The organism is Amycolatopsis decaplanina DSM 44594, assembly GCF_000342005.1.
Lineage (GTDB): Bacteria > Actinomycetota > Actinomycetes > Mycobacteriales > Pseudonocardiaceae > Amycolatopsis > Amycolatopsis decaplanina.
Map to the genome: position 1 here is coordinate 523,639 of NZ_AOHO01000048.1, position 22,366 is coordinate 546,004.

Here is a 22,366-nt window from a genome sequence, read left to right on the forward strand (position 1 = left end):
CGCCGCGCCGAACCGATCCCCACTGAATGGCCGAAGCCGCCCCGAAGTCACCGTCGTCATGTGCCCCTCCCGTGGCTACAAGGCGCGTCTCCCCGATGCACCCTGCGTAATCCGACGCCGGGAAGATTACCAGGGTTCCCTGGGCGGCGAACCCGTCTGCATAAAGTCCTGTTCCTCACTGAATAGCGGCAGCGGGCCTGGTGACTATCCGTGAAAACCGATGGTGTGAATGTGCCCCGGGAAACGGGGTTCTACCTGGTGGTCGGCTCAAGGAATTCGCACACTCTGCGTAATGAAGTTTCGAAGAGTGATTCTCGGCGCAGTACTCATCGGCCTCTTGACGGCTTGTACGGATTCCGTGGACACGCCCCTGTCGCCACCGCAGTTTCCGAAATGGCAGCCGAAGCAACCGCGTCCCGCGGATCGTGACGAACAGGCCGTCGATGCCACCCTCGCCGCGACCGACTTCTGTGCCCTGATCGATCGCGTCACATACGCGCTGCGGCAGCCGCTCGACGCCGCGCTGGCGACCACCCGTCCGGAGGTGAAGAATGGTCGGAAGCGCTGTGTGCTCGTCCGGGACGATGCCGAAGTGCTCGAAGTCCGAGACGTGGACCCGGCTCACACGGCGCTCCGGAACGACGGAGCCGTCGTCGACCTGGGCGGCGTGAAGGCATACCAAGTCGAAACCCGTCGCGAGGGCGGGATCGGCGGGTGCGCGATCACGGTTCCGGTCAGCTTCCTGCGGGCCATCGGTTTCGAGATCCGTAGCGCCAGCCGGGGCAAGGACTGTGGACTCCTCCGCGACTTCGCCACCGCCGGGGCCGCGAAGCTGCCCCGCGATCTCGTCTACCCGCCGGACGGTCAGGACAGCGCCCGGGTCGGGGCCTGCGCGGACTGGGTCTCCAACAGCAAGGGCGAGAACTGCGATCCGGCGGTCGAGGCCCAGGTGCCCGCGGGCGCCGAGGTGATCCTCGCCGCCGGTGCCGCCGATCCGAACGTCGAATGCGCGGTGTTCCGCGACGCGGTCAAGAAGACCTTCGGGCCGGACTTCGCGCCGATCGTCACGCCGGGCTCCTGTTACTTCGTCGAACCACGACACCGGCTGCAGATCGAGGCCGGGGCCACCGCGAACGGCGGCGCGCCCGGTGAGTGGCTCGCGGATCCGCACGGGACCTTCGAAGACCACCGCCGGATCTCGTTCAGTGGAAACCCGGGGGCCACTCTTCGCAACAAGGGGGCCGGCGAATTCCTCATGTACGTCTCACCGCTCGGCAACCTCGACTCGCGTGGGCATGTCCGGTTGCTGCTTTCGACCCAGCGGGAGCGAGGGATCGACGACTGGGATCGCTCGAAGGGGCTCTCGGCCGTGGACGTGGCCAAGGCGCACGCCGTGATGGAACTCGTGATGGCGACCCACTTTCGGGTGGCCAGGTGACGTCCGTGCCGTCGTAAGCTTTCTCCATGTACATCGAGCGGGTCCGGCTGGAGAACATCCGCGGCTTCAGCGGCGCCCGCGCCGTCGACCTCCGGCTGCCCGGCCCCGGCTGGGTGGTGCTCGCCGGGCGCAACGGTTCGGGCAAGACCTCGCTGCTGCGCGCCATCGCGGTCGCGGCGGCGCCGGACGTCGCTTGGGGGTTGCTGTCGGACGCCGGCAGCTGGATCTCGACGGACCAGACGTCCGGGTCGATCGAGCTTTCGGTGATGCGCGAGGAGGGTCCGGCGCCGGTCGAGGTCCGCTGGCTCGACTCCGGCCTGCTGCCGATCTCCGGACTTCCGCCGGGCAAGCCGTTCTGCGCGGCGTATGGGCCCTTCCGGCGGCTGGCGGGCGGGAGCGGCGAGGCCGAGTCGTGGATGCGCGGCGCGGGATCGCTGGCGCGGATGGCCAGCCTGTTCCACGAAGACGCCTCGCTGGCCGAGGGCGTCGCCTGGCTGATCAATCAGCATCTCCGTGCCCTGGAAGGAAAAGCGGGAGCCCGTGAACTGAAGGACACGGCGCTGGAGATCCTCGGTGACGGTCTTCTGCCCGGCGGCTACCGGATCCGGGACGTCGATTCGGACGGGCTCTGGGTCGAGTACCGGGGCGACCGGTTCCCGCTGCGCGAGATGAGCGACGGCTACCGCACGGTGACCGCGCTCGTGGTCGACCTGCTCAAGCAACTCGACGGCGCGGGGCTCGACCACGAGAGTCCCGGTGTCGTGATCATCGACGAGGTGGACGCGCATCTCCACGTGTCGTGGCAGAAACGCATGGGGCCGTGGTTCAAGGCGCATTTCCCGCGGATCCAGTTCATCGTCACCACGCACAGCCCCTACGTCTGCCAGGCCGCCGACCCGGGCGGCCTCATCCGGCTTTCCGGACCCGACGAGGAGGTACCGCCGCGCGTGGTCTCCGAGGAGCTGTACGAGCGGGTCGTGTTCGGCTCCGGGGACGACGCCGTGCTCTCCGACCTTTTCGGCTTGGACACGCCTTATTCGCCCCAGGCGGTCGAACTCCGGGAGCACCTCGCCGAGCTCGAGTTCCAGGTGGCTTCCGGCCGGGCGGACGCGAACGGCGTCCGGGAATGGGAACGCCTGCGGGGCATGCTGAGCAGTTCGCCGCCGAGCCGGGTCGACGAGGTGGCCAGGCGGTTCGAGGCCGACGATCGGTGATCGGGATCCGCCGGATCGCGCTGCCGGGGCGGGTGGTGGCCGATCTCGAAGAGCTGACCGCGCGGATCCCCTCCGGTGACACCAAGGAAGCCCGGCGGCTCTGGCGGGTTTCGCGTGCGGTACGGCGTTCTTTGCGGGCGGGGCTGGACATCATGGCCGCCGGCCGCGGCTATTGCATGTACTGCGGCGATGGTCTCGGGTCCACTGTGGACCATTTCGAGCCGATCGCGCGGAACCCGGGGCGCGCGTTCGACTGGCTCAACCACGTGCTCGCGTGCGAGTACTGCAACAGCCATCACAAGCGCGATCTGTTCCCGGTGGACGAAGACGGCAACAGCCTGCTGATCGATCCGACCGCCGAAGACCCGTTGGAACACCTGTTCCTGGTGCTGTCGATCGGGACCTACCGCGCGCTGACCGAAAAGGGCGAGCAGACCATCGAGGTGTGCGGGCTGAACCGCGCACAATTGGCGCGTGGGCGGGAAACGGCGGTCAACCAGGTGAGCGCGCTCGTCATGGGCTGGTGGGCCGCGCGCGAACTGGGGGACGACGTGAAACGGCGCGCGATGGTCTGGACCCTGCTCGACCAGCCGCACGCCGACGTCCTCCACGCGATGCTCCGGCAGGCGGGGATGCCGGGAGCCCGCGCCGTGTTCCGGGCGGACGACGAGCTCATCGACCTGCTTCGCGCCCCGGAGCTCGCCGAGGATCTTCAGCTCTCCGGCGGCGCGGTGTAGGCGGCCAAAGTGGCATCGGCGCGCGTGCGCGCGGTGGCCGCGTCCGTCCCGTTGGCGACGTCGGCCTCGTACCAGGCCTCGTTGCTCAGGGTCATGAACCGCGCGCCCTCTTCGCTGGTCATCCAGGCCATGGCCGCCTCAGGGTCGTTGGGCTCACCGGATTCGAGGTGGAGCGCGAGCCCGTTCAGCATCATGTCCCAGCCGATGCCCACGGCACCCGGCCCGAACTGGTCCCAGTGCTCGCCTGGCACGGCGGTGTGGTCGAGTTCGAACCGGGTGCGCCCATCGGCTTCGGGGCTCAGCCGGAGCTCGATCCAGCTGACGTCACCGCCGTACTCCCAGGTCGCCGCGAAGCTCTTCGGCGGATCACAGCGTTCGACCGTTCCACCCGCGTTGCCTTCGAGCTGGTACTTGCCGCCGACGCGCAGATCGCCGCTGACCGGCAGGAACCAGCGCGGGATGCGGTCGGGATTGGTGCAGGCGTCCCAGAGGTCGTCCAGGCCGGTGTCGTAGACCTGGCTGACGGTGGCCGTCACCGCCTCACCCGCTTCGACCACGCGCTTGCCCAGTCGGCGCTGGACGGAGTTGATCTGGCTGGTCACGTCGACCATCGGTGTCCTCCTCGGCTCGGTTGCCGCCAAGGTATCAGCAGAGGCTTATATAAGCCAGAATGAAAAAGGGGCGTCCGGTGATTTCCGGACGCCCCTTCCCGGCGGGACGGCTTACGGAGTGGGCGAGCAGGCCGTGCGCCCGATGACCACCTCGCCGGTGATGTTCGAGGCCGGGGCGAACTTGATCCGCAGCATGGTCAGCCCGATGCTGCCGTCGCCCGGCAACGTCTGCTCGTTGAAGATCGCTTCGGCGAGCAGGGTGCCGTTGGACTTGGTGATCGGCTTGACGTAGCCGACCGGCACCGGTGACGGCAGGGTGCCGAGTCCGGTCGCGCCGCCGTAGGTCCAGCTCGCGTTCGTGTTGTTCTGGGTGGCCGTGCAGCTGACCGTGTAAGACCTGATCTTGATCCGCGGCCCGCTCGACGAGACCAGGGCCGACAGTTCGAAGTTCTGCCCCTTGGCCTCCGACTTCGTCGTGGTCACGTCGTTTTCGGGGTCGACGACGGTCGTCGTGCACGTCGACGTGCCGCCACCGAACGTGATCCCGGTCCTGCTCACGACCCCGGACGAGTTGCTCGTCGGTCCCTCGACCGCGCAGTCGGCGAGCGAGGCTATCGAGATCGGCGCCGAGGTGCCCTTGGTGAAGGCGGCGGAGCCGAGCGAGGCCACGCCCGCCGGGTTCGACGCGGCGGCCGGTGTCACCCCGGCGCCGAGACCCGCCAGTAGCAGTGCGCCGACCAGGCCGGCCCGGCTTGCGATGGTGATGCGCATTTCCACGTCCTCCTCACGTGACGGAGAGCGAGCCGGATGGCCGTTCTTCCTTTGTCATCACTATCTGCGTGTCGGATTCGCCCGTTGCGCGCGCGACGGGTGTTTCACTCGGCCGTGGATCATGGACACCCGTTGGATATTCGGGTTCGTATTCGGATACAGATCTGTATATTCGGCCGCATGCCGACCTACCGCGTCCTCGTCAACGGCAAGTTCGACCATCCGGACGCCGACGCCCGCGCCCGGCTCCTCGCCGAGTTGAGTCACCACCAGGCGATCGGGTTCACCGAAGACGGCCTGCTCACCTACAGCGCGCACCTCGGCGCGTTCACCTTCCGCATCACGCTGCGGGGCGAAGAGGAACGTGACGTGCTCGACGAAGCCGAGCTGAAGGTCATGGAACTGATGGACGCCAAGGGCTATCCGTACCGCGACGTCGCGGGGAAGGCGACCTGCATGGACGACATCAAGATCCGCCGCCGCTGACCTGCCCCACGCCGAGGCGGGCGGGATACTCGGCGGGGGTGTCATGTTCGTCACCGTTTCCCCTGGACAGCACGTCAACAGGCCTCAGCGGGTAGCCACTACGCTGGAAGCAACCCCGAACGGTGTCAAAGAGAGCGGAGCCGACGTGTCTGTGTCTTCACCTGCCCCAGGTGGTGCCATCGAGGACCTGCGCGCGTCCGTGGGACTCCAGATCGCCGACGAGCAGCTCCTGCGCACCCTCGCGACCGGTCTCGCCGAGGTCGAGACCCTGCTCCGCGAGGTCGTCCGCAGTGACGTCAAGGCCGTCGAGGACGCCGCTTCGCACCTGGTCGAGGCTGGTGGCAAACGATTCCGTCCGCTGTTCACGCTGCTGGCCTCGCAGTTCGGGCCGAAGCAGGGCGACCAGGTGGTCACCGCCGCCGCGGCGGTCGAGCTGGTGCACCTCGCGACGCTGTACCACGACGACGTGATGGACGAGGCGACGATGCGCCGCGGCGCGGAAAGCGTCAACGCCCGCTGGGACAACACCATCGCCATCCTGACCGGTGACTTCCTGTTCGCGCACGCCTCGCGGCTGGTCGCCGACCTCGGCACCGACGCGGCCCGGATCATCGCCGAGACCTTCGGCGAGCTGGTCACCGGCCAGATGCGCGAGACGGTCGGCCCGGCCGACGGCGACGACGCGGTCGAGCACTACCTCACGGTCATCGCGCAGAAGACCGGGTCGCTGATCGCCACCTCCGGCCGGTTCGGCGGGATGATGTCCGGCGCGCCCGACGACTACATCGACGCGCTCCGCCGCTTCGGCGACATCATCGGGACGGCGTTCCAGATCTCCGACGACGTGATCGACATCGCGTCCGCCTCGGACGAGCTCGGCAAGGCGCAGGGCACGGACCTGCGCGAAGGCGTCCGCACGCTCCCGATGCTGTACGCGCTGGCCGACCCGGCCACCGACCCGCGCCTGGTCGAGCTGCTGTCCGGCCCGATCTCCGACGACAAGCTCGTCGCCGAGGCCCTGGACCTGCTGCGGGCCTCGTCCGGACTCGAACGCGCACGCGAAACCCTTTCCGACTACGCTCGTCGGGCGCGTGCCGAGCTCGCGGCGCTGCCCGCGTCGCCCGCCCGGGACGCCTGCGAATCGGTCGCCGACTACCTGGTCGCGCGAACGCATTGACAAAGGGCAGGTTAGATGTCCATTTTCGGACAGGTTTGGCTGTGGAGTCTGCTGGCGTTCGTCGTCGGTGCGCTGCTCACCTGGCTGGTGCTGGTGGTCCCGGCGCGCAAGCGCATCCGTGAGCTGGAAAGCTCGCTGGCCACCGCGCACGCCGAGACGTCCCGGCTGCCCGCCGGGGTGAGCCTCGGCGCCGGGGCGGCGGCCGTCGCCGGCGGGACCGCGTACCTCACGAAGCCGTCGCACGACGAGCTGGACGAGGACTTCGCGGCCGTCGAGGAGCCGAAGCCCGCGTACCCCGAGACTCTCATCGAGCAGGCGCCCGCGCAGACGTGGACCGAATCGGCCGAGGAGCAGGCCCCGGAACCTGCCCAGGACGTCCATGAGGACGTTGCCGAGGCGACCGTGCCGGAGCCGGAGCACGCCTCGACCGCGACGCGGACCTTCGAGCCCGAAGAAGAGTACGAGGCCGAGTACCGCACCGCGCCCCAGACGGCCCCGGAGCCGGACCCGGAGCCCGCGGCCGAGCGGACGCAGTTCATCCCGGCGCCCCTGCCGGAGCCGGAACCCGAACCCGAGCCCGAGAACCCGTACGTCGCCGCAGCGACCGAGTACCTCCAGCCCGCGTCGAAACTGGACGTCGAGCCGGAGCCGGAACCCGAGCCCCAGCCGCCTTTGCCGGGCGAAGGGCCGTATCGGTCCCGCCTGGAGATCCAGCTGGACCCCGAAGGCGTCGAGACGCAGCCGGAACCGGTGTCGTTGTTCAGCCCCGCGTCACGCGTGGAGACGGAGCAGGCACCTGTCGAGACCAACTGGTTCGAGCGGGAAGAAGAGCTGCACGACCCGCCCGCGTACGCCCTCGGGTCCGGCGAAGAAGCGAAGGCCGGCCTCCTGGACTCGGAGCCCGAGATGTCCGCCGAAGCCACCCAGGTGCTGCCCAAGCGCACGCCGCGGGGCACGGTGCGCGGCGGTTTCGAGCCGCCGCAGCCGATCCAGCCGTCGATGCGGGCGATCGAGCGTCGTGAGCCGGAACTGTCCGGTGGGCAGAGCGGTTCGCTGTTCGAGCCCGCCGTCCAGCCTGGCGACGCGATGCCGGCGCCGGAGCCCCCGCCCGCGCGGCAGGTCGCCGCTCCGGCGTCCGAATCCGTTCCGCCCGGCCCGTTCGGTCCCGGTTCGGCGATGCCGCGGCCGGGCGGTGGCCGCCCCGCCGACGACTTCGCGGTCAAGGCCAGCGTGACGGCCCTGCGGTACTGCACGGAGGACTCGCCGCAGTTCCCGAAGATGGTCGCGGAGGTCTGGTTCCGCTCCGCCGCCGACGCGGAGCGCGTGGGGTTCCGTCCCCTCACCTAGAAACACGATGAAGGGGCGCCCTCCGCACCCACCGTGAGGTGAATGCGGAACGGACGCCCCTTCGGCGTTTTTCCGTCAGCGCGCGACCTATAAAACAGTCCAGGTGTCCTTGCCGCGCAACAGCCCCTGCAGATCAGGCTTGCGGGCGGTGCGGGCCTCTTCGACCTGGGCACGCGCCTGGTCGTCGTAGGTGGGCCGCTCGACCTGCCGCAGGATGCCGGTCGGCACGTGGTTCAGGTTCTGGTCGCCGATCCGCGAAAGCGCGAACGCGTACGAGGTGTCCTCGATCGCGGGGTCGTGCACGACGAGGTTCTCCTCGCCGATGTTCGCGACCTTCCCGACCTCCAGCCCGGCCCAGCCGCCGCGCGTGACACCGTATTCGCCCTGCGGCCCGAACTTGATCGGCTCGCCGGCCTTCAGCGGGATGAGGCGGGTGGCGGCCTCGTCCTTGTCCTTGAGGACGTCGAAAGCGCCGTCGTTGAAGATCGGGCAGTTCTGGTAGATCTCCACCAGCGCCGACCCGCGGTGCTTCGCGGCGGCCTCCAGCACCTCGGTCAGGCCCTTGCGGTCCGAGTCGAGCGCGCGGCCCACGAACGACGCCTCGGCGCCGATCGCCAGCGAAAGCGGGTTGAACGGGGTGTCGACCGAGCCCATCGGGGTGGACTTCGTGACCATGCCCGGCCCGGACGTCGGCGAGTACTGCCCCTTGGTGAGGCCGTAGATCCGGTTGTTGAACAGCAGGATCTTGATGTTCACGTTGCGCCGCAACGCGTGGATCAGGTGGTTGCCGCCGATGGACAGCGCGTCACCGTCGCCGGTGACGACCCACACCGACAGATCCGGTCGCGCGGTCGCGAGCCCGGTCGCGATCGACGGCGCCCGGCCGTGGATCGAGTGCATGCCATAGGTGTTCAGGTAGTACGGGAACCGGGACGAGCACCCGATGCCCGAGATGAACACGATGTTCTCGCGCTTGAGGCCGAGTGTCGGCAGGAACGACTGCACGGCGTTGAGCACGACGTAGTCCCCGCAGCCGGGACACCAGCGGACCTCCTGGTCCGACTTGTAGTCCTTCGCCTTCTGCGGTTCGGTCTCGGCCGGCACAAGGTCCAAGCCGCCGAGGGTGGGGATCCCCAGGTCGATCGCGGTCACTTCGCCCCCTCCGTACTGGTGATGATCTCCGTGAACACGCCTTGCAGCTCTTCGGCCTTGAAGGGCAGCCCGGCGACCTTCGTGTACGACTTCACGTCGACGAGGTATTTGGCCCTCAGGAGCATCGAAAGCTGGCCGAGGTTCATTTCAGGGACGACGACGGTGTCGTACGAACGGAGTACGTCACCCAGGTTGCCCGGGAACGGGTTGAGATGCCGCAGATGCGCCTGCGCGATCGGCATGCCGTCCTTGCGGACGCGGCGGCACGCGGCGCCGATGGGTCCGTAGGAGGAGCCCCAGCCGAGCGCCAGCACCCGTGCCTTGCCGCCGCTCGGGTCGTCGACGACGAGGTCCGGGACGTCGACGCCGTCGATCTTGGCCTGGCGCAGGCGAACCATCTTGTCGTGGTTGTCGGGGTCGTAGGAGATGTGGCCGGTCTTGTCGGCCTTCTCCAGCCCGCCGATGCGGTGCTGCAGACCGGCGGCGCCCGGTACCGCCCACGCGCGGGCGAGGGTCTCGGGGTCGCGCACATACGGCCAGAATTCCCCGGAACCGTCCTCGGCATTCGGCTCGGTGGCGAATTCCACGCGCAGATCAGGCAGGTTCTCGACGTCCGGGATCAGCCATGGCTCGGAGCCGTTCGCGATCGCGCCGTCCGACAGCAGGAACACCGGGGTGCGGTACTTCAGCGCGATCCGGGTGGCCTCCAGCGCCGCGTCGAAGCAGTCCGCGGGGGACAGCGGCGCGATGATCGGCACCGGGGATTCGCCGTTGCGGCCGAACATCGCCTGCAGCAGGTCGGCCTGCTCGGTCTTGGTCGGCAGGCCGGTCGACGGGCCGCCGCGCTGGACGTCGACGACGACCAGCGGCAGTTCGGTCATCACCGCGAGGCCGATGGCCTCGGATTTCAGCGCGATACCGGGCCCGGACGTCGAGGTGACGCCCAGCGCACCGCCATAGGAGGCGCCGAGTGCCGCGCCGATGCCGGCGATCTCGTCCTCGGCCTGGAAGGTGAGGATGCCGTAGTTCTTGTGCTTGGACAGCTCGTGGAGGATGTCCGACGCCGGGGTGATCGGGTACGTGCCCAGCAGGATCTGCAGACCGGACTGCTGACCCGCGGCGACCAGCCCGTACGCCAGCGCGGTGTTCCCGGTGATCTGGCGGTACGTGCCCTGGTTCAGCTTCGCGGGCGCGACCTCGTACGTCGTCGCGAACGACTCCGTCGTCTCGCCGTAGTTCCAGCCGGCGCGGAAGGCCAGGATGTTGGCCTCGGCGATGTCGGCCTTCTTCGCGAACTTCTCGCGCAGGAACCGTTCCGTACCCTCGGTCGGGCGGTGGTACATCCACGAGAGCAGCCCGAGCGCGAACATGTTCTTCGCGCGTTCGGCATCCTTTTTGGACAGCCCGGTCTCTTCGAGCGCGCCCCTGGTCAAGGTCGACATGGCCACCCGGTGGACTTGATAGGCCGAAAGGGTGTCGTCGTCGAGTGGGTCGTTCTCGAAACCGACCTTGACCAGGTTCCGCTTCGAGAACTCGTCGGTGTTGAGGATGATCGTCCCACCTGTCGGGACGTCGGCGAGATTCGCCTTCAGCGCGGCGGGGTTCATGGCGACCAGGACGTCCGGCCGGTCGCCCGGCGTCAGGATGTCGTAGTCGGCGAAATGCACCTGGAAGCTCGAGACGCCCGGGATGGTGCCCTGTGGCGCGCGGATCTCCGCGGGGAAGTTCGGCATGGTCGACAGGTCGTTGCCGAAGGCGGCCGCTTCCGAGGTGAACCTGTCACCCGTCAGCTGCATGCCGTCACCGGAGTCGCCGGCGAACCGGATGACCACCCGGTCCAGCTTGGCGACTGCGGTCGGCCTGACGGCCGACAAGGAGCCGTTGCCGTTCGCACTCGTGCTCATAGGTCAGGGATTCCCTCTCTCCCGACGTGCGTCGTCCCCGGCCTTGCCGGAGATCCGGTGCCCTCGCCCGGCGATGTCGGCCAGGTCACAGGTGCCATGTCCCGAGGTTAGTCCTCGGCACACTTCCCAGGTTGCCGCAAAAACGGTCTGGACCTACTTCTCGAGTGTCCTGAGCTCGTCGCTGAGCGGGGATTATCCGGTTTATCTGTTACCGATGGTAACGGTCGGCGATGCGGCTCGATTGTGAGCCGTATCTCCTTCAAGCGTAGTGAAGTCCGGTCGAGGAACGGTCATTGGCCGGTCATCGACGCCCTCAACCTGGCCAGTCGTTCGGTGAACGGCGGTGCGGTGAGAGACGCCAGCTGCGGCTCGATCTCGGCGTCGACGGCGGCCGAATGGTCGCTCAGCGACGCGGTGTGCCGAAGCGTGCGTTTCGTCGCCAGAAGGACGTCGCGCGGGGCGCCGACGGCGGGTTTCGCCAGTTCACGGGCGGTCTCGACCAGATCGTCCTCGACGAGCCGGAGCGCGAGCCCGCATTCGACGGCGGCTTCGGCGCCGACGACCTCACCGAAGAGTGTCATCGCCGCGGCCTTCTGCGGTCCGACGAGCCGCTGGATCATCCACGTCATCCCGCCACCGGGATGGATGCCGAGATCGAGAAATCTGGCCACGAATTTCGCCTTCGGTCCCACGATGCGGACGTCCGCGGCGAGCGCGAGGTTCAGTCCGGCGCCCACGGCGGCACCGCCGACCGCGGCGATCGTCGGCAAGGAACAGCGCGCCACCGAGAGGAAACCGTCGTAGATCGCGCGAAGCCCGTCCTCCCGGGCGCCGGCGAGCGTGTCCAGGTCCGCGCCCGCGCAAAACGCCGGCGGTGCGCCGGTGATGACCAGAGCGTGGACGCTCTCGTCGGCTTCGGCCCGCGAGACGGCCGCGGCCAGCTGTGCGGACAGGTCGAGGGTCAGGGCGTTGCGGGTCGCGGGCGCGTCGATGGTGAGCACGGCGACGCCGCCGTCATGGCTGGAGCGGATCTGATCGGTCACAGGGTCGAGGGTGTCACGCTTCGGGCGTCGGCGGGCGCTCCAGAAGACGGGAAAGGTTCATGCCTCGGGGGTCGGCGGGCGTTCCAGTAGCCGGGAAAGGTTCATGCCTCGGGGGTCGGCGGGCGTTCCAACAGCCGGGACAGGACGACGGTGGAGACCGTGCGGTCGACGATCTCCAGTCCGCGCAGCCGCTCCAGCGCGGTCTCCAGGTGGTGGATGTCCGAGGCGCGCAGATGGACGATCGCGTCGGCCGCGCCCGACACCGTGTAGGCCGCGACGACCTCCGGCAACGGCTCCAGCCGCGCGCGGATCCGGGCCGGGGTGATGTTGCCGTTGCAGGTCATCTCGACGAACGCCTCGGTGCCCCAGCCCAGCGCCTCGGGGTCCACGACCGCCGTGAACCCGCGCAGGACCCCGGTTTCGAGCAGCCGGTCGACCCGTCGTTTCACCGCGGGCGCGGACAGGCCGACGACTTTGCCGATGTCGGCGTAGCTTGACCTCGCGTTGGCCATCAGGCATGAAACGATTCGCTGGTCGATGGTGTTCACACGCAATGTTTAGCAGGTATGTGCGCAGCGAACAGCGATTGATTGCGGAATTGGGTGAGCTTTAGCCTTCGGGGTATGCCGGAACTGGAGCAGCAGCCCCGTGTACCCACGACGCGCCGCTACCTCATGTGCCCGCCGCGGTACTTCGCGGTGGATTACGTCATCAACCCGTGGATGGACCCGTCCGTCCCGGTCAGCGTCGACGCCGCGATGGCGCAATGGACCGAACTCCGCGACACCTACCGACGCCTCGGCCACACCGTCGAGGAGATCGAGGCCCAGTCCGGCCTGCCCGACATGGTGTTCGCCGCGAACTCGGGCACCGTCGTCGACGGACGCGTGCTCGGCTCGCGGTTCCGCGCCCCGCAGCGCGCCGCCGAGGCCGAGCACTTCCGCCGCTGGTTCGTCGAGCACGGCTACCGCGACATCACCATGCCCGAGAAGATCAACGAGGCCGAAGGCGACTTCGCCTGGACCGGCAAGGTCCTGCTCGCCGGCACCGGCTTCCGCACCGACCCGGCCGCGCACGCCGAAGCGCAGGAGGTCCTCGGCGTCCCGGTCGTGTCGCTGCGGCTGATCGACCCGAGCTACTACCACCTCGACACCGCGCTGTTCGTGCTCGCCGAGGCCACCGACACCACGTCCGCCCAGATCGCCTACTACCCGGAAGCCTTCTCGGCCGGGTCGCGGAGGGTGCTGGAGCGGATGTTCCCGGACGCGGTAATCGCGGACCGGGTCGACGCGGAGTGCTTCGGCCTGAACGGGGTGTCCGACGGCCGCAACGTCGTCCTGCCGGTCGAGGCGACCGGATTGGCGGCGCGGCTGACCGAACGCGGTTACGAAGTGGTCTTCCTGGACATTTCCGAACTCAGGAAGGCGGGCGGCGGCCCGAAGTGCTGCACCCTGGAGATCCGCAAGTAATCCATTCGTGGACACTTTGCGGGATCATGTAACTACCCCATTCGCCAACTCGATTAATCGGGAAAAACACACTCGGTCCCGAATGAGGCGCGGATGGTGATCCTGGCGATCGGCGGCGTGGGCAAACCGGTGCGCGCGCTGGATCCTGGCGAAGACGAAACATGGGTGACGGTCGAACAGTTCGAGCGGGTGCTCGACACGGTGGCCGGACGCGACGACGTCGAGCTCACCTTCGACGACGGCAACTCCTCCGACGTCGAGATCGCGCTCCCCAGGCTGGTGGAGCGCGATCTCACCGCGGAGTTCTTCCCGCTGGCCGGCCGGATCGGGCAGCGCGGTTTCGTCGACGCCGAAGGGCTCAGGCGGCTTGTCGAGGCGGGAATGTCGATCGGCTCGCACGGCTGGGAGCACCGCGACTGGCGGCGGCTCGACGGCAGGAACGCCCGGCGCGAACTCGAAGCCGCGCCGAAGCTGCTCGCCGACTTGAGCGGGGAGCCCGTACGCGCGTACGCGCCGCCGTTCGGCGCCTACGACCGGCGGGTGTTGAGCAAGCTCCGGCGTTCCGGTGCGACCCGGGTCTACACGACCGAAGGCGGCGAGGCTTCGCGTGATGGCTGGCTGCGGCCGCGGATCGAGGTCCGGCACGACATCGACCAGGAGTGGATCGACAGCGTGCTCGGTGAGCGGGATGGCTTGTATCGCCGAGCGGGACGGATCATGGCACGGTTCGCCAGGCTTGCCCGATTTTGACCAATTTTCTTTGCATGGTGGGAAAACAACATCCCGCCGGCCCTTGAGCTGAACTGTCGGCGAAGGCATCCTGAGCACCCTCGATAAGGAACCTTTATTAACTAAGGGGTGTTCGGCATGCGGAAACTGCTCCTCTTCTCGGCGATGGTGGTGGCCGCGGGGCTGGCACCAGCGGCGGCCGTGGCTTCACAGGCTCCCGTCTCCGTCCAGGCGGCCCCGACGGCGCAGCAGTTGCTGGCGAAGACCACCAACTGCAAGCAGGTCTCGAACGGCAAGTACAAGACCGACGACGAGACCGGCCGGACCATCGCCGTCTGCGACGCCGGAAGCGCCGTGTTCTGGAAGGCCGACATGGACGTCGACTGTGACGGGCAGCCGACCGCGCGGTGCAACAAGAACACCGACCCGTGGTTCCAGGACGGCACCGCGTACCCGCGTTCCGACGGCAAGGCGCTGATCGCCGACCAGACGCCCTACATCGTCGTGCCGAGTATCAGCAGCACGTGGAACTTCGAGAAGGCCGGCCTCAAGGGTGCCGGTTCGTGCGCGGTGATCTACAACAACAAGGTGCTGTACACCGTCATCGGGGACACCGGCCCGAAGGACATCATCGGCGAGGCGTCCTACGCGACCGCGAAGGCCCTGGGCATCAACCCGGACCCGGCGAACGGCGGCGTCGACTCCGGGGTCACCTACATCTGCTTCAAGAACTCGAAGGTGTCGCCGATCGAGGACCACGGGAAGGCGACCTCCGTGGGCCAGGGCCTGGCTGCGAAGTGGGTGGGGTAACGATGTCGTGAGTGGTAAGGACGGTTAGAACCGTCCTTGCCACTCACGAGACTCAGCGCGGCTCCATCTGCACCGACCAGTCCCAGCCGTAGGGCGGCGCGACGTGCAGGATGGTCGAGTCGCCTTGAACCGCCTTCCACGGGGCCGCCACACGGAACACGTATTCGCCGACGGCGACCCCGGGGAACGTCACGTAGCCCTTTGCGTCGGTCCTGGCGAACGAAACCAGCTTGTTGTCCCTTGTGGACAAAGTGGCGGTGATGCCGGCCAGGCCTTCACCGTCGTCCGGCCGGTAGTTGTTGTTCTTGTCGACCCAGGCCAGTCCGCGGGCGTCGGCGCGCTTGCCGGGCACCTTGGCTTCGACGGAGATCTGCGGGCCGGCCAGGTAGGTCTTGCCGTTGAAGTCGCAGTGAAGGGAGGTCTTGCCGAAGTAGGAGGCCTTTTCGGGTACCTGGGCGGTCAGGGGGAGGACGACTCGTTGCCCCGGGGTCAGCGCACCCGCCTGCGAGGAGCCGAACGCGCCCCACTGTTCCTGCGGGATCTTCAATTCCGTGTCGGTGCCGCCGTTCCCGCAAGTCACGAACAAGCCGGAGAGCGGGTGCGCGCCGCTGTTCGTCAGCGTGACCGTCGCCTTGGCCGTCTCTCCAGGCACATAACTCGTCTTGTCGAGTTCGATCTTCGCTTGAAGTGCCTGGCTGAGCGGCTGCTGGCCTCGGATGCTCAGTGCTTCGTACTTGCCGCTGCCGTCCAGGCGCATCACGGTGTCCTCCGGCAGCAGCCAGCCGTCGGGGACATCGCGGAAGTACAGGACCCGATTGGGTCCGACCGGGACGGCGTCGAAGGAGAACCGTCCAGCGGCGTCGGTGACCACCGACAGCTCCTGGGGCATTCCGAAACTACCTACCCGCGCCGTGATCCCGGCCAGTTCCTCTCCGGGGGAAAGCACGCCGTCGCGGTTCTTGTCCCCGTAAACCTGGCCGGCGACGCGTTCGGTGGTCTCGGGTGGGACCACGTTCACCGGAACGTCGACGACGTTGTCCGTGTAGTCGGCGTCGCCCGGGGTCAGCGCCTCGATCCTCGCGACGGGGTTGCCCGCTTCGACGCCCCAGATCCGGCCGGTCAGGCGATAGGTTCGGCTTTCGCCCGCCTGGAATGACGCTCCGGGTCCGTCGAAATGCAGCTCCCCCCAGGTGTTCTGGTCGAAGCCGTAATAGGGGCCGGAGTAGGTACTTCCCTGCGCCTTGACCTCGTTCGCCGGGGCATCGCCGATATTGGTGATCGTCAGGTCGATCGGAATGGTCTCGCCACGGAGCCAGCGCCCGTCCGGCACGCCCGCCGTGATCTTGAGGTTCGGGCCGGGATCGGCGTGCGCGGGGACCGCGGCCACCGCTCCGGTGAGGGTGAAGGCCAAGGTCAGCGCGCCGACGGCCGGCAGCGATCTTCCGGGCAGGGTTCTTCGCATCGGTATTTCCCCCAAGGCACGCGTGATGCGGTGCCCGTCCTCGTGACGGATTCCCCACGACGTGCGTCGTTGACGGAATCGACCCTAATTGTCAGGGTCTCGCTTGGCGAGGGAGTAAAGGTGCCGGGCCGCCCTCCCGCCCGGGCCCGAGATCGAGACGAAACCCTTACGCGCGCCCTGTAGCGTTTCGCGTCCCAGGAACGATGCGTAATTCCCTTGTCGCACAGGCATTCCGCCAAAAGCAGGCGACTTCCGGACGCCGGTAACGAACCCGGTCCTCCCGCCGACCAACGGGCAGCGGAATGCGGCTGGAGGAATTCGTCATGAAGATCAGTGTCTTCGGGCTCGGTTACGTCGGTTGCGTGTCGGCGGCGTGCCTTGCCGGACGCGGGCACGAGGTCGTCGGGGTCGACGTGAACCCGGTGAAGATCGACCTCATCTCCAGCGGCAAGGCGCCGGTGGTCGAGGAGCGGATCGGGGAACTGACCGCGGAAGTGGTCGCACAGGGCAGACTGAGAGCGACCACCGACGTCGGACAGGCGATCGCGGAAAGCGACGTCTCCCTGATCTGCGTCGGTACCCCGTCGGCGCCGAACGGCAGCCTGTCGACGGCGTTCCTGGAGCGCGTCGCCGAGGAGATCGGCACGGCGCTCAAGGACAAGACCGAGCGTCACACCGTCGTCTTCCGCAGCACCATGTTGCCGGGCACCTGCCTGGACCTGCTCGTCCCCATCCTCGAGAAGTCGTCCGGCCGCACCGCCGGCGTCGACTTCGGTGTCGCGGTGAACCCCGAGTTCCTGCGCGAGGGGAGCAGTGTCAAGGACTTCTTCGACCCGCCCAAGACCGTCATCGGCGAGCTCGACCCGGCCAGCGGCGACGTCGTCGCGGCGCTGTACGAAGGGCTTCCCGGCGAGGTCTTCCGGGTCGCGATCCCGGTCGCCGAGATGACGAAGTACGCCGACAACTCCTTCCACGGGCTCAAGATCGGCTTCGCGAACGAGCTCGGCGCCATTTGCCGCGCGCTGGGACTCGACTCGCACCAGGTGATCGACGTCTTCCTCGCCGACCGCAAGCTCAACATCAGCCCCGCCTACCTCCGCCCCGGGTTCGCCTTCGGCGGCTCGTGCCTCCCCAAGGATCTGCGCGGCCTGGTCTACGCCGCGCACCGCGCGGACGTCGCCGTCCCGATCCTGTCGCACGTGCTGCCCTCCAACGACGAACACCTCCAGCGCGCCTTCGACCTGGTCGCGCGCACCGGCAAACGCAAGGTCGGGCTGTTCGGTCTGTCGTTCAAACCCGGCACCGACGATCTCCGCGAGAGCCCGCTCGTCGAGCTCGCGGAGCGGCTGCTCGGCAAGGGTTACGACCTCCGCATCTACGACGCCAACGTCAGCCTTTCGCGGCTGATGGGCGCGAACCGCGAGTACATCGAGGGCAGGCTGCCGCATCTCGGCCAGCTGCTGGCCGGTTCCGTCGCCGAGGTCGTCGACCACGCCGAGGTCTGCCTCATCGGCTGCACCGATCCGGAGGTCCTCGCGGCGCTCCCGGCCGGCGGCGGCCGCACCATCATCGATCTCGTCCGCGTACCCGACGCCGACCGGCGCCGGGCTGAAGAGGGATATGTCGGTCTTGCCTGGTAAAGCTCTCATCCTCGTCGAGAACCTTTCCGTCCCCTTCGATCGCCGCGTCTGGCAGGAGTGCCAGACGCTCTCGGGCGCCGGCTGGGAGGTCCACGTCATCTGTCCACAAGGGACGAAACGGGACACCGAGGCCGAAGTCACCATCGACGGCGTCCACATCCTGCGGTATCCGCTGAAGGCCGCCACCGGTGGTCCGGCCGGGTACGTCCAGGAGTACGGCTCCGCGCTGTGGCACACGCTCCGGCTCGCCCGCAAGGTCGGCAGGGGCGGAAAGATCGACGTCGTGCACGCCTGCAACCCGCCGGACATGCTCTTCCTGGTCGCGTCGTACCTCAAGCGCCAGGGCGCGAAGTTCATCTTCGACCAGCACGACCTCTGCCCGGAGCTGTACCTCTCGCGCTTCGACCGCGGAGAGGACTTCCTGTACCGCGCGGTCTGCGCGCTGGAGCGCCGCACCTACAAGACGGCCGACATCGTCATCGCGACCAACGAGAGTTACAAGGACGTCGCCGTGAAGCGCGGTGGCAAGTCGCCGGACGACGTCTTCGTCGTGCGCAGCGCTCCCGTGGTAGAGCGGTTCCACCAGGTCCCGGTCGAACCCGAGCTGAAGAAGGGCAAGCCGCATCTGCTGGCGTACCTCGGCGTGATGGGCCCGCAGGACGGCGTCGATTACGCTTTGCGCGCGCTGGCTTCGCTGCGTGACGAGGTCGGCCGCACCGACTGGCACGCCGTGTTCATCGGCGCCGGTGACGCCTTCGACGCCATGGTGGCGTTGTCCAAGGAACTCGAGCTCGACGACCAGGTCGAGTTCACCGGCCGGATCCCCGACGCCGACCTGCTGCGCTACCTGTCCGCGGCCGACGTGTGCCTGTCGCCGGATCCCCTGAACCCGCTCAACGACGTGTCGACCATGAACAAGATCATGGAGTACATGGCGATGAGCCGTCCGATCGTCTCCTTCGAACTGCGGGAGGCCAGGGTTTCGGCCGGAGAAGCCGCTCTGTACGCGCCGGCGAACGACGAGCCGGAGTTCGCGAAGCTGATCGCGCATCTGCTCGACTCGCCGGAACAGCGGGCCGGGATGGGCGAGCTGGGGCGGGCGCGCGTCGCCGGTCCGCTTTCTTGGGAGAACTCCCAGAAAGCCCTGCTCGCGGCCTACGCGGCCGCGGTCCGATGATCGACTTCCCGGTCGCGTTTTGAACAAGACTCGGGCAATCCTGTAACCAACGCCGTGGTCGGTCCGACGGGTTGGTGGTACGCCATCCGCGGTGGTGCCAGGCACCGATGGGAGATCCCGGCTTTGACTGACGATACGGTGCGCCTGTCCATGATCGGACAGGTCCTACGCGGGAGATGGCGGACCCTGGTGGTCCTCGCCCTCCTCGGCGCCCTGGTCGGCGCGGGATCGTCGGTGATCCTTTCCCCCGGCTACCGGACGACGTCCAGCGTGCTGCTGCAGGGCCCGCGCGAGGCGGACGAGCTGCTCACCCAGGCCGAGGTGGCGACCAGTTCGGTCGTGCTCGACCGGGCCGCCGCCGGACTCGGTGACGGCGAGACCGGCGCCGATCTGCGGGACAAGGTGGCCACGTCGGTCGCACAGGGCAATGTCATCACCATCGAGGCCACCGGTGATACCGCCGAACAGACGCAGCGGATGGCCGACCGGATCGCGAGCGAGTTCGTGAAGTACTCGACGCAGATCATCGCCGGTTCCGGGGACGCGGCGGTCCAGCTCGCGCAGGAACGCCGTGAGACATTGCGGCAGCAGGTCGTGCAGACGAACCAGCGGATCAGCGAACTCTCCGCGAAGGTCGACGAAGGCAAGACGACCGTTGAGAGCGTCCAGCTCCGCACCGAACTGCAGGGCCTGCGCTCGTCGATCGAGTCGGCGATGTCCACCTTGAACGCGGCCGACACCGCCAGCGGCCTTGGCAACATGGTGGTCCTCGGCTCGGCCGAGCTGCCGTCCTCGGCGGCCGCGCCCACGTTGCCGCAGCTCGCCCTCGGCGGCGCGGCGCTGTTCTTCCTCGTCGGCCTGTTCGGCCACCTCTTCAGGGCTCGCACCGACCGGCGGCTGCGGGGCGAGGAGGAGATCGCCGCGGCCATCGGCGGCCCGGTGCTGGCCACCTTCGACGCCGTGGAGCGGCGGCACGCCGGCACGACCTTGCGGGCCAAGCTCCTCCGTGACGACAGGCCGTGGAACATCCCGCGGGTCGACGTCTTCGCCGACGAGATCGATTCCGACGTCCTGTACCGGCGCCTGGTTTCCCGGCTCCCGCACCGGCGACTGCTCGTGATGGCCGCCGACGGTGACCACGCCGGGCAGGCGGCCGCCGCACGGCTCGCCGCTTTCGCCGACCGGTGGTTCACCGTCGTGACGGTGAACCCGGCGCGCCCCGTCGTCGAAGACACCGGCGCGGACGGGGTCCTCGTCGTGGCGAGCCTCGGTTCCCGGTCCGCGTGGGAACTGGTCGGGATCGCCGAAGCCGTCGCCGACGCCGGTCTCGCCATGGTGGGCACCGTGCTGATCCGCCCCGTCCGGCCGACCCGCACCCGGCCAGCCGCGTCCACCCCCACCGACCACGAAGCACTGGCAGGTACAGCGTGACCAGCGCCGAAAAAGCGAAGTCCGAGCCGCTCATCGACCTGCAGCGGCTGGTCGTCTCGGTACGGAGACGACGTCGCCTGTGGGTGGCCACCGCCCTGCTGGGGCTGATCGCCGGTGGGCTGGTCGCGATGCTCCTGCCGTCACCGCCCACCGCGGTGGCGCAGATCCTCGTGATCCACCCCGACGATTCGCCGACCGACAGCGGAACGCTGATGCGGACCGACGTCGCCGTGCTCAAGACGACGAAGACCGCGGGCGAGGCGCTCAAGAAGCTGAACAGCACGCAGGCGCCGGAGGAGTTCCTCAAGGATTACGAGGGGCTCGGCCTGACGAACAACGTCCTCCAGCTGACGGTCAAGGGCAAGACCAAGGACGAGGCGCTGGCCCGCGCACAGGCGATTTCCGACGCCTTCATCACCGAGTACATCGGCCGCAACCAGGCGGCCGCGGCGGCGCAGCAGAAGGCGCTGCTCGACCAGCGCAACCAGGCCCAGAACGAGCTCACCCCGATCGAAGCGTCGATCGTCAGCGAGGAGGCCAAGGGCCGGAACGCCAACCCCGCCCAGCTGGAACGGCTGTACTCGCGCCGCGCGGAGCTGACGTCCAAGATCTCCGACTACGACGGCCGGGCGCAGGAGGCGGGCATCGGCACGCCGAAGGTCGCCGCCGGGACGCAGATCGTGGACGCGCCCCGGATCCTGCCGTCTTCGCTGCTCAAAACCCTCGCCACCGATGCCGGGATCGGCCTCGCGCTGGGGCTGCTCGCCGGTCTGGGGCTCGCGGCCATCACGAGCGTGGTGAAGGACCGGCCGGTGCTGCGCCGCGAGATCTCGCGGCACCTCGGCGCCTCCGTGATCGCGCAGCTGCCCAAGCCACCGCGTTTCCTGCGCCGTTCGCGCGCGGCGACCCGGCGGCAGCGGGTCGCGACGACCCTGGTCCGCGCGGTCCGGCGGGAAGGCGGCTCGGTGTCGCTGCTCGATCTCGGCGCCCGCCAGGTCACCGCCGCGCTCGCCGTCGACATGGCGCGCGAACTGGCCGGGAAGGGGCCGGTCTCGCTCGTCGACGACCTGCCGAAGGCGAACCTCCGCGAGCTGGTGGGTGAAGGCCCGATCCAGGTGCTGGACCGCGGCGACACACCGGTGACGGGCAAGGAGCGCCGTATCGGCGTCGGCTCGGTCGAGCCCGGCACGGCGTGGACCGACCTCGAATTCCTCGGTGAGGAGACGATCCTCGTGGTCCGCGCCGGGCACGCGAACACCGAATGGCTGCACACCGTCGCCCGTCAGCTGGCGGACCGGCGGATCCCGATCATCGGGGTCGTCGTGGTGGATCCGGATCCGCGCGACCACACCGATGGGACGCTGTGGGACGGCCTGCACACCGCGTTGCGCGGCCGCGCCGGTGCCGTGCCGGAACCGCTGCCCGTCCCCGCGCGGCCGGTGGTGCCCGCCCGGCCGGTCGTGCCGGAGCGCAAGGTCGTGCCCGAGCGGAAAGCCCTGCCGGAACGGCGAACGCCCCGGCCCGCGCCGAAGCCGGTCGAGATGTTCCCCGACGAGGACGTCCGAGTGCGGCGGCTCTCGACGGTGGCGCCGGTCGAGACGGGCGTCGAACGCACCGTCGAGCGGGTGCTGGAGCCGCCGAGGGAGAAGAAGAGCGCGCGGCGGCGTCCGCCGACGCCGTACAAGCGGCCGGAAGACCACGACAACGCCGATCAGCCGACCAAACGATTCTCGCCTGTGTCACCGGATAACGCCGAAGCCTTGTAAGG

General features: G+C 68.5%; 20 protein-coding genes. 13 read left to right on the forward strand and 7 right to left on the reverse strand.

All coding sequences use genetic code 11. The features are described from left to right. Positions 1-358: 358 nt before the first annotated feature. The 3 genes from H074_RS15165 to H074_RS15175 are packed head-to-tail and all read left to right on the forward strand — an operon-like array spanning position 359 to position 3,389. The gene (locus H074_RS15165; protein ID WP_007030926.1) at positions 359-1,438 is read left to right on the forward strand and encodes a hypothetical protein; all 1,080 of its coding nucleotides are present in this window, start codon (positions 359-361) and stop codon (positions 1,436-1,438) included. Between the two features lie 26 nt (positions 1,439-1,464). Then, positions 1,465-2,652, forward strand: a complete 1,188-nt coding sequence (locus tag H074_RS15170) for an AAA family ATPase (RefSeq protein ID WP_007030927.1) — start codon at positions 1,465-1,467, stop codon at positions 2,650-2,652. Continuing rightward, positions 2,649-3,389, forward strand: coding sequence for an HNH endonuclease (locus tag H074_RS15175; RefSeq protein WP_007030928.1), 741 nt, complete (start codon positions 2,649-2,651; stop codon positions 3,387-3,389). Before H074_RS15170 ends, H074_RS15175 begins: the two co-directional genes overlap by 4 nt. Here H074_RS15175 and H074_RS15180 read toward each other — a convergent pair. Together H074_RS15180 and H074_RS15185 are read right to left on the reverse strand one after the other, a co-directional pair. Then, positions 3,365-4,000, reverse strand: a complete 636-nt coding sequence (locus H074_RS15180) for an SRPBCC family protein (RefSeq protein WP_007030929.1) — start codon at positions 3,998-4,000, stop codon at positions 3,365-3,367. The two genes, H074_RS15175 and H074_RS15180, sit on opposite strands and share 25 nt — an antisense overlap. A 111-nt stretch (positions 4,001-4,111) precedes the next feature. Next, a complete protein-coding gene (locus tag H074_RS15185; RefSeq protein WP_007030930.1) occupies positions 4,112-4,771 on the reverse strand; it encodes a hypothetical protein in 660 nt (219 codons plus the stop codon). A gap of 180 nt (positions 4,772-4,951) precedes the next feature. Between H074_RS15185 and H074_RS15190 the strand changes: the two genes are divergently transcribed. The 3 genes from H074_RS15190 to H074_RS15200 all read left to right on the forward strand — a co-directional run bounded on the left by H074_RS15190 (position 4,952) and on the right by H074_RS15200 (position 7,781). Beyond that, complete coding sequence (locus H074_RS15190; RefSeq protein WP_007030931.1) at positions 4,952-5,257, forward strand: DUF6204 family protein; 306 nt, start codon at positions 4,952-4,954, stop codon at positions 5,255-5,257. A 151-nt stretch (positions 5,258-5,408) separates the two neighbouring features. After that, positions 5,409-6,434 (forward strand): polyprenyl synthetase family protein, encoded by a 1,026-nt coding sequence (locus tag H074_RS15195; protein ID WP_039922439.1) that lies wholly within the window; start codon positions 5,409-5,411, stop codon positions 6,432-6,434. A gap of 15 nt (positions 6,435-6,449) precedes the next feature. After that, the gene (locus H074_RS15200; RefSeq protein ID WP_007030933.1) at positions 6,450-7,781 is read left to right on the forward strand and encodes a sunset domain-containing protein; all 1,332 of its coding nucleotides are present in this window, start codon (positions 6,450-6,452) and stop codon (positions 7,779-7,781) included. An 87-nt stretch (positions 7,782-7,868) separates the two neighbouring features. Here the strand turns inward: H074_RS15200 and H074_RS15205 are convergent, their stop codons facing one another. The 4 genes from H074_RS15205 to H074_RS15220 form a co-directional block, all read right to left on the reverse strand. After that, the gene (locus H074_RS15205; RefSeq protein WP_007030934.1) at positions 7,869-8,933 is read right to left on the reverse strand and encodes a 2-oxoacid:ferredoxin oxidoreductase subunit beta; all 1,065 of its coding nucleotides are present in this window, start codon (positions 8,931-8,933) and stop codon (positions 7,869-7,871) included. Next, the gene (locus H074_RS15210) at positions 8,930-10,837 is read right to left on the reverse strand and encodes a 2-oxoacid:acceptor oxidoreductase subunit alpha (RefSeq protein ID WP_007030935.1); all 1,908 of its coding nucleotides are present in this window, start codon (positions 10,835-10,837) and stop codon (positions 8,930-8,932) included. Before H074_RS15210 ends, H074_RS15205 begins: the two co-directional genes overlap by 4 nt. Positions 10,838-11,127: 290 nt before the next feature. After that, on the reverse strand, positions 11,128-11,880 hold the full coding sequence (locus tag H074_RS15215) for an enoyl-CoA hydratase (protein ID WP_007030936.1): 753 nt from the start codon (positions 11,878-11,880) through the stop codon (positions 11,128-11,130). 101 nt (positions 11,881-11,981) lie between these two features. Then, positions 11,982-12,428 (reverse strand): Lrp/AsnC family transcriptional regulator, encoded by a 447-nt coding sequence (locus H074_RS15220; protein WP_005151923.1) that lies wholly within the window; start codon positions 12,426-12,428, stop codon positions 11,982-11,984. Between the two features lie 75 nt (positions 12,429-12,503). On the opposite strand from H074_RS15220, the gene ddaH reads away from it, so the two are divergent. The 3 genes from ddaH to H074_RS15235 all read left to right on the forward strand — a co-directional run bounded on the left by ddaH (position 12,504) and on the right by H074_RS15235 (position 14,888). Further along, a complete protein-coding gene (gene ddaH, locus H074_RS15225; protein ID WP_085940938.1) occupies positions 12,504-13,349 on the forward strand; it encodes a dimethylargininase in 846 nt (281 codons plus the stop codon). 93 nt (positions 13,350-13,442) lie between these two features. Next, a complete protein-coding gene (locus H074_RS15230) occupies positions 13,443-14,099 on the forward strand; it encodes a polysaccharide deacetylase family protein (protein ID WP_007030938.1) in 657 nt (218 codons plus the stop codon). Positions 14,100-14,216: 117 nt separating this feature from the next. After that, a complete protein-coding gene (locus H074_RS15235) occupies positions 14,217-14,888 on the forward strand; it encodes a glycoside hydrolase family 75 protein (RefSeq protein ID WP_039922576.1) in 672 nt (223 codons plus the stop codon). Positions 14,889-14,940: 52 nt separating this feature from the next. On the opposite strand, the gene H074_RS15240 is transcribed toward H074_RS15235, so the two are convergent. Next, a complete protein-coding gene (locus H074_RS15240) occupies positions 14,941-16,350 on the reverse strand; it encodes a hypothetical protein (RefSeq protein WP_007030940.1) in 1,410 nt (469 codons plus the stop codon). 323 nt (positions 16,351-16,673) lie between these two features. On the opposite strand from H074_RS15240, the gene H074_RS15245 reads away from it, so the two are divergent. The 4 genes from H074_RS15245 to H074_RS15260 all read left to right on the forward strand — a co-directional run bounded on the left by H074_RS15245 (position 16,674) and on the right by H074_RS15260 (position 22,364). Next, positions 16,674-17,990 carry a nucleotide sugar dehydrogenase gene (locus H074_RS15245; protein WP_007030941.1) on the forward strand — a complete coding sequence of 439 codons (1,317 nt, stop codon included), beginning with the start codon at positions 16,674-16,676 and terminating at the stop codon, positions 17,988-17,990. After that, positions 17,971-19,167 carry a glycosyltransferase family 4 protein gene (locus H074_RS15250; RefSeq protein WP_007030942.1) on the forward strand — a complete coding sequence of 399 codons (1,197 nt, stop codon included), beginning with the start codon at positions 17,971-17,973 and terminating at the stop codon, positions 19,165-19,167. The genes H074_RS15245 and H074_RS15250 overlap by 20 nt, the downstream gene beginning before the upstream one ends. Positions 19,168-19,317: 150 nt before the next feature. Further along, positions 19,318-20,598: a GumC domain-containing protein gene (locus tag H074_RS15255; protein WP_051071943.1), complete on the forward strand. Its 1,281-nt coding sequence runs from the start codon at positions 19,318-19,320 to the stop codon at positions 20,596-20,598. Further along, positions 20,595-22,364 carry a Wzz/FepE/Etk N-terminal domain-containing protein gene (locus H074_RS15260; protein ID WP_007030944.1) on the forward strand — a complete coding sequence of 590 codons (1,770 nt, stop codon included), beginning with the start codon at positions 20,595-20,597 and terminating at the stop codon, positions 22,362-22,364. The genes H074_RS15255 and H074_RS15260 overlap by 4 nt, the downstream gene beginning before the upstream one ends. Positions 22,365-22,366 lie beyond the last annotated feature (2 nt).

Bases quoted from the DNA above. Each gene is read 5' to 3' on its own strand.
- H074_RS15245 (WP_007030941.1), top strand. From the start codon at position 16,674: ATGAAGATCAGTGTCTTCGGGCTCGGTTACGTCGGTTGCGTGTCGGCG.
- H074_RS15170 (WP_007030927.1), top strand. From the start codon at position 1,465: ATGTACATCGAGCGGGTCCGGCTGGAGAACATCCGCGGCTTCAGCGGC.
- H074_RS15185 (WP_007030930.1), bottom strand. From the start codon at position 4,771: ATGCGCATCACCATCGCAAGCCGGGCCGGCCTGGTCGGCGCACTGCTA.
- H074_RS15255 (WP_051071943.1), top strand. From the start codon at position 19,318: ATGATCGGACAGGTCCTACGCGGGAGATGGCGGACCCTGGTGGTCCTC.
- H074_RS15250 (WP_007030942.1), top strand. From the start codon at position 17,971: ATGTCGGTCTTGCCTGGTAAAGCTCTCATCCTCGTCGAGAACCTTTCC.
- ddaH (WP_085940938.1), top strand. From the start codon at position 12,504: ATGCCGGAACTGGAGCAGCAGCCCCGTGTACCCACGACGCGCCGCTAC.
- H074_RS15230 (WP_007030938.1), top strand. From the start codon at position 13,443: ATGGTGATCCTGGCGATCGGCGGCGTGGGCAAACCGGTGCGCGCGCTG.
- H074_RS15180 (WP_007030929.1), bottom strand. From the start codon at position 4,000: ATGGTCGACGTGACCAGCCAGATCAACTCCGTCCAGCGCCGACTGGGC.
- H074_RS15210 (WP_007030935.1), bottom strand. From the start codon at position 10,837: ATGAGCACGAGTGCGAACGGCAACGGCTCCTTGTCGGCCGTCAGGCCG.
- H074_RS15200 (WP_007030933.1), top strand. From the start codon at position 6,450: ATGTCCATTTTCGGACAGGTTTGGCTGTGGAGTCTGCTGGCGTTCGTC.
- H074_RS15235 (WP_039922576.1), top strand. From the start codon at position 14,217: ATGCGGAAACTGCTCCTCTTCTCGGCGATGGTGGTGGCCGCGGGGCTG.
- H074_RS15190 (WP_007030931.1), top strand. From the start codon at position 4,952: ATGCCGACCTACCGCGTCCTCGTCAACGGCAAGTTCGACCATCCGGAC.
- H074_RS15240 (WP_007030940.1), bottom strand. From the start codon at position 16,350: ATGCGAAGAACCCTGCCCGGAAGATCGCTGCCGGCCGTCGGCGCGCTG.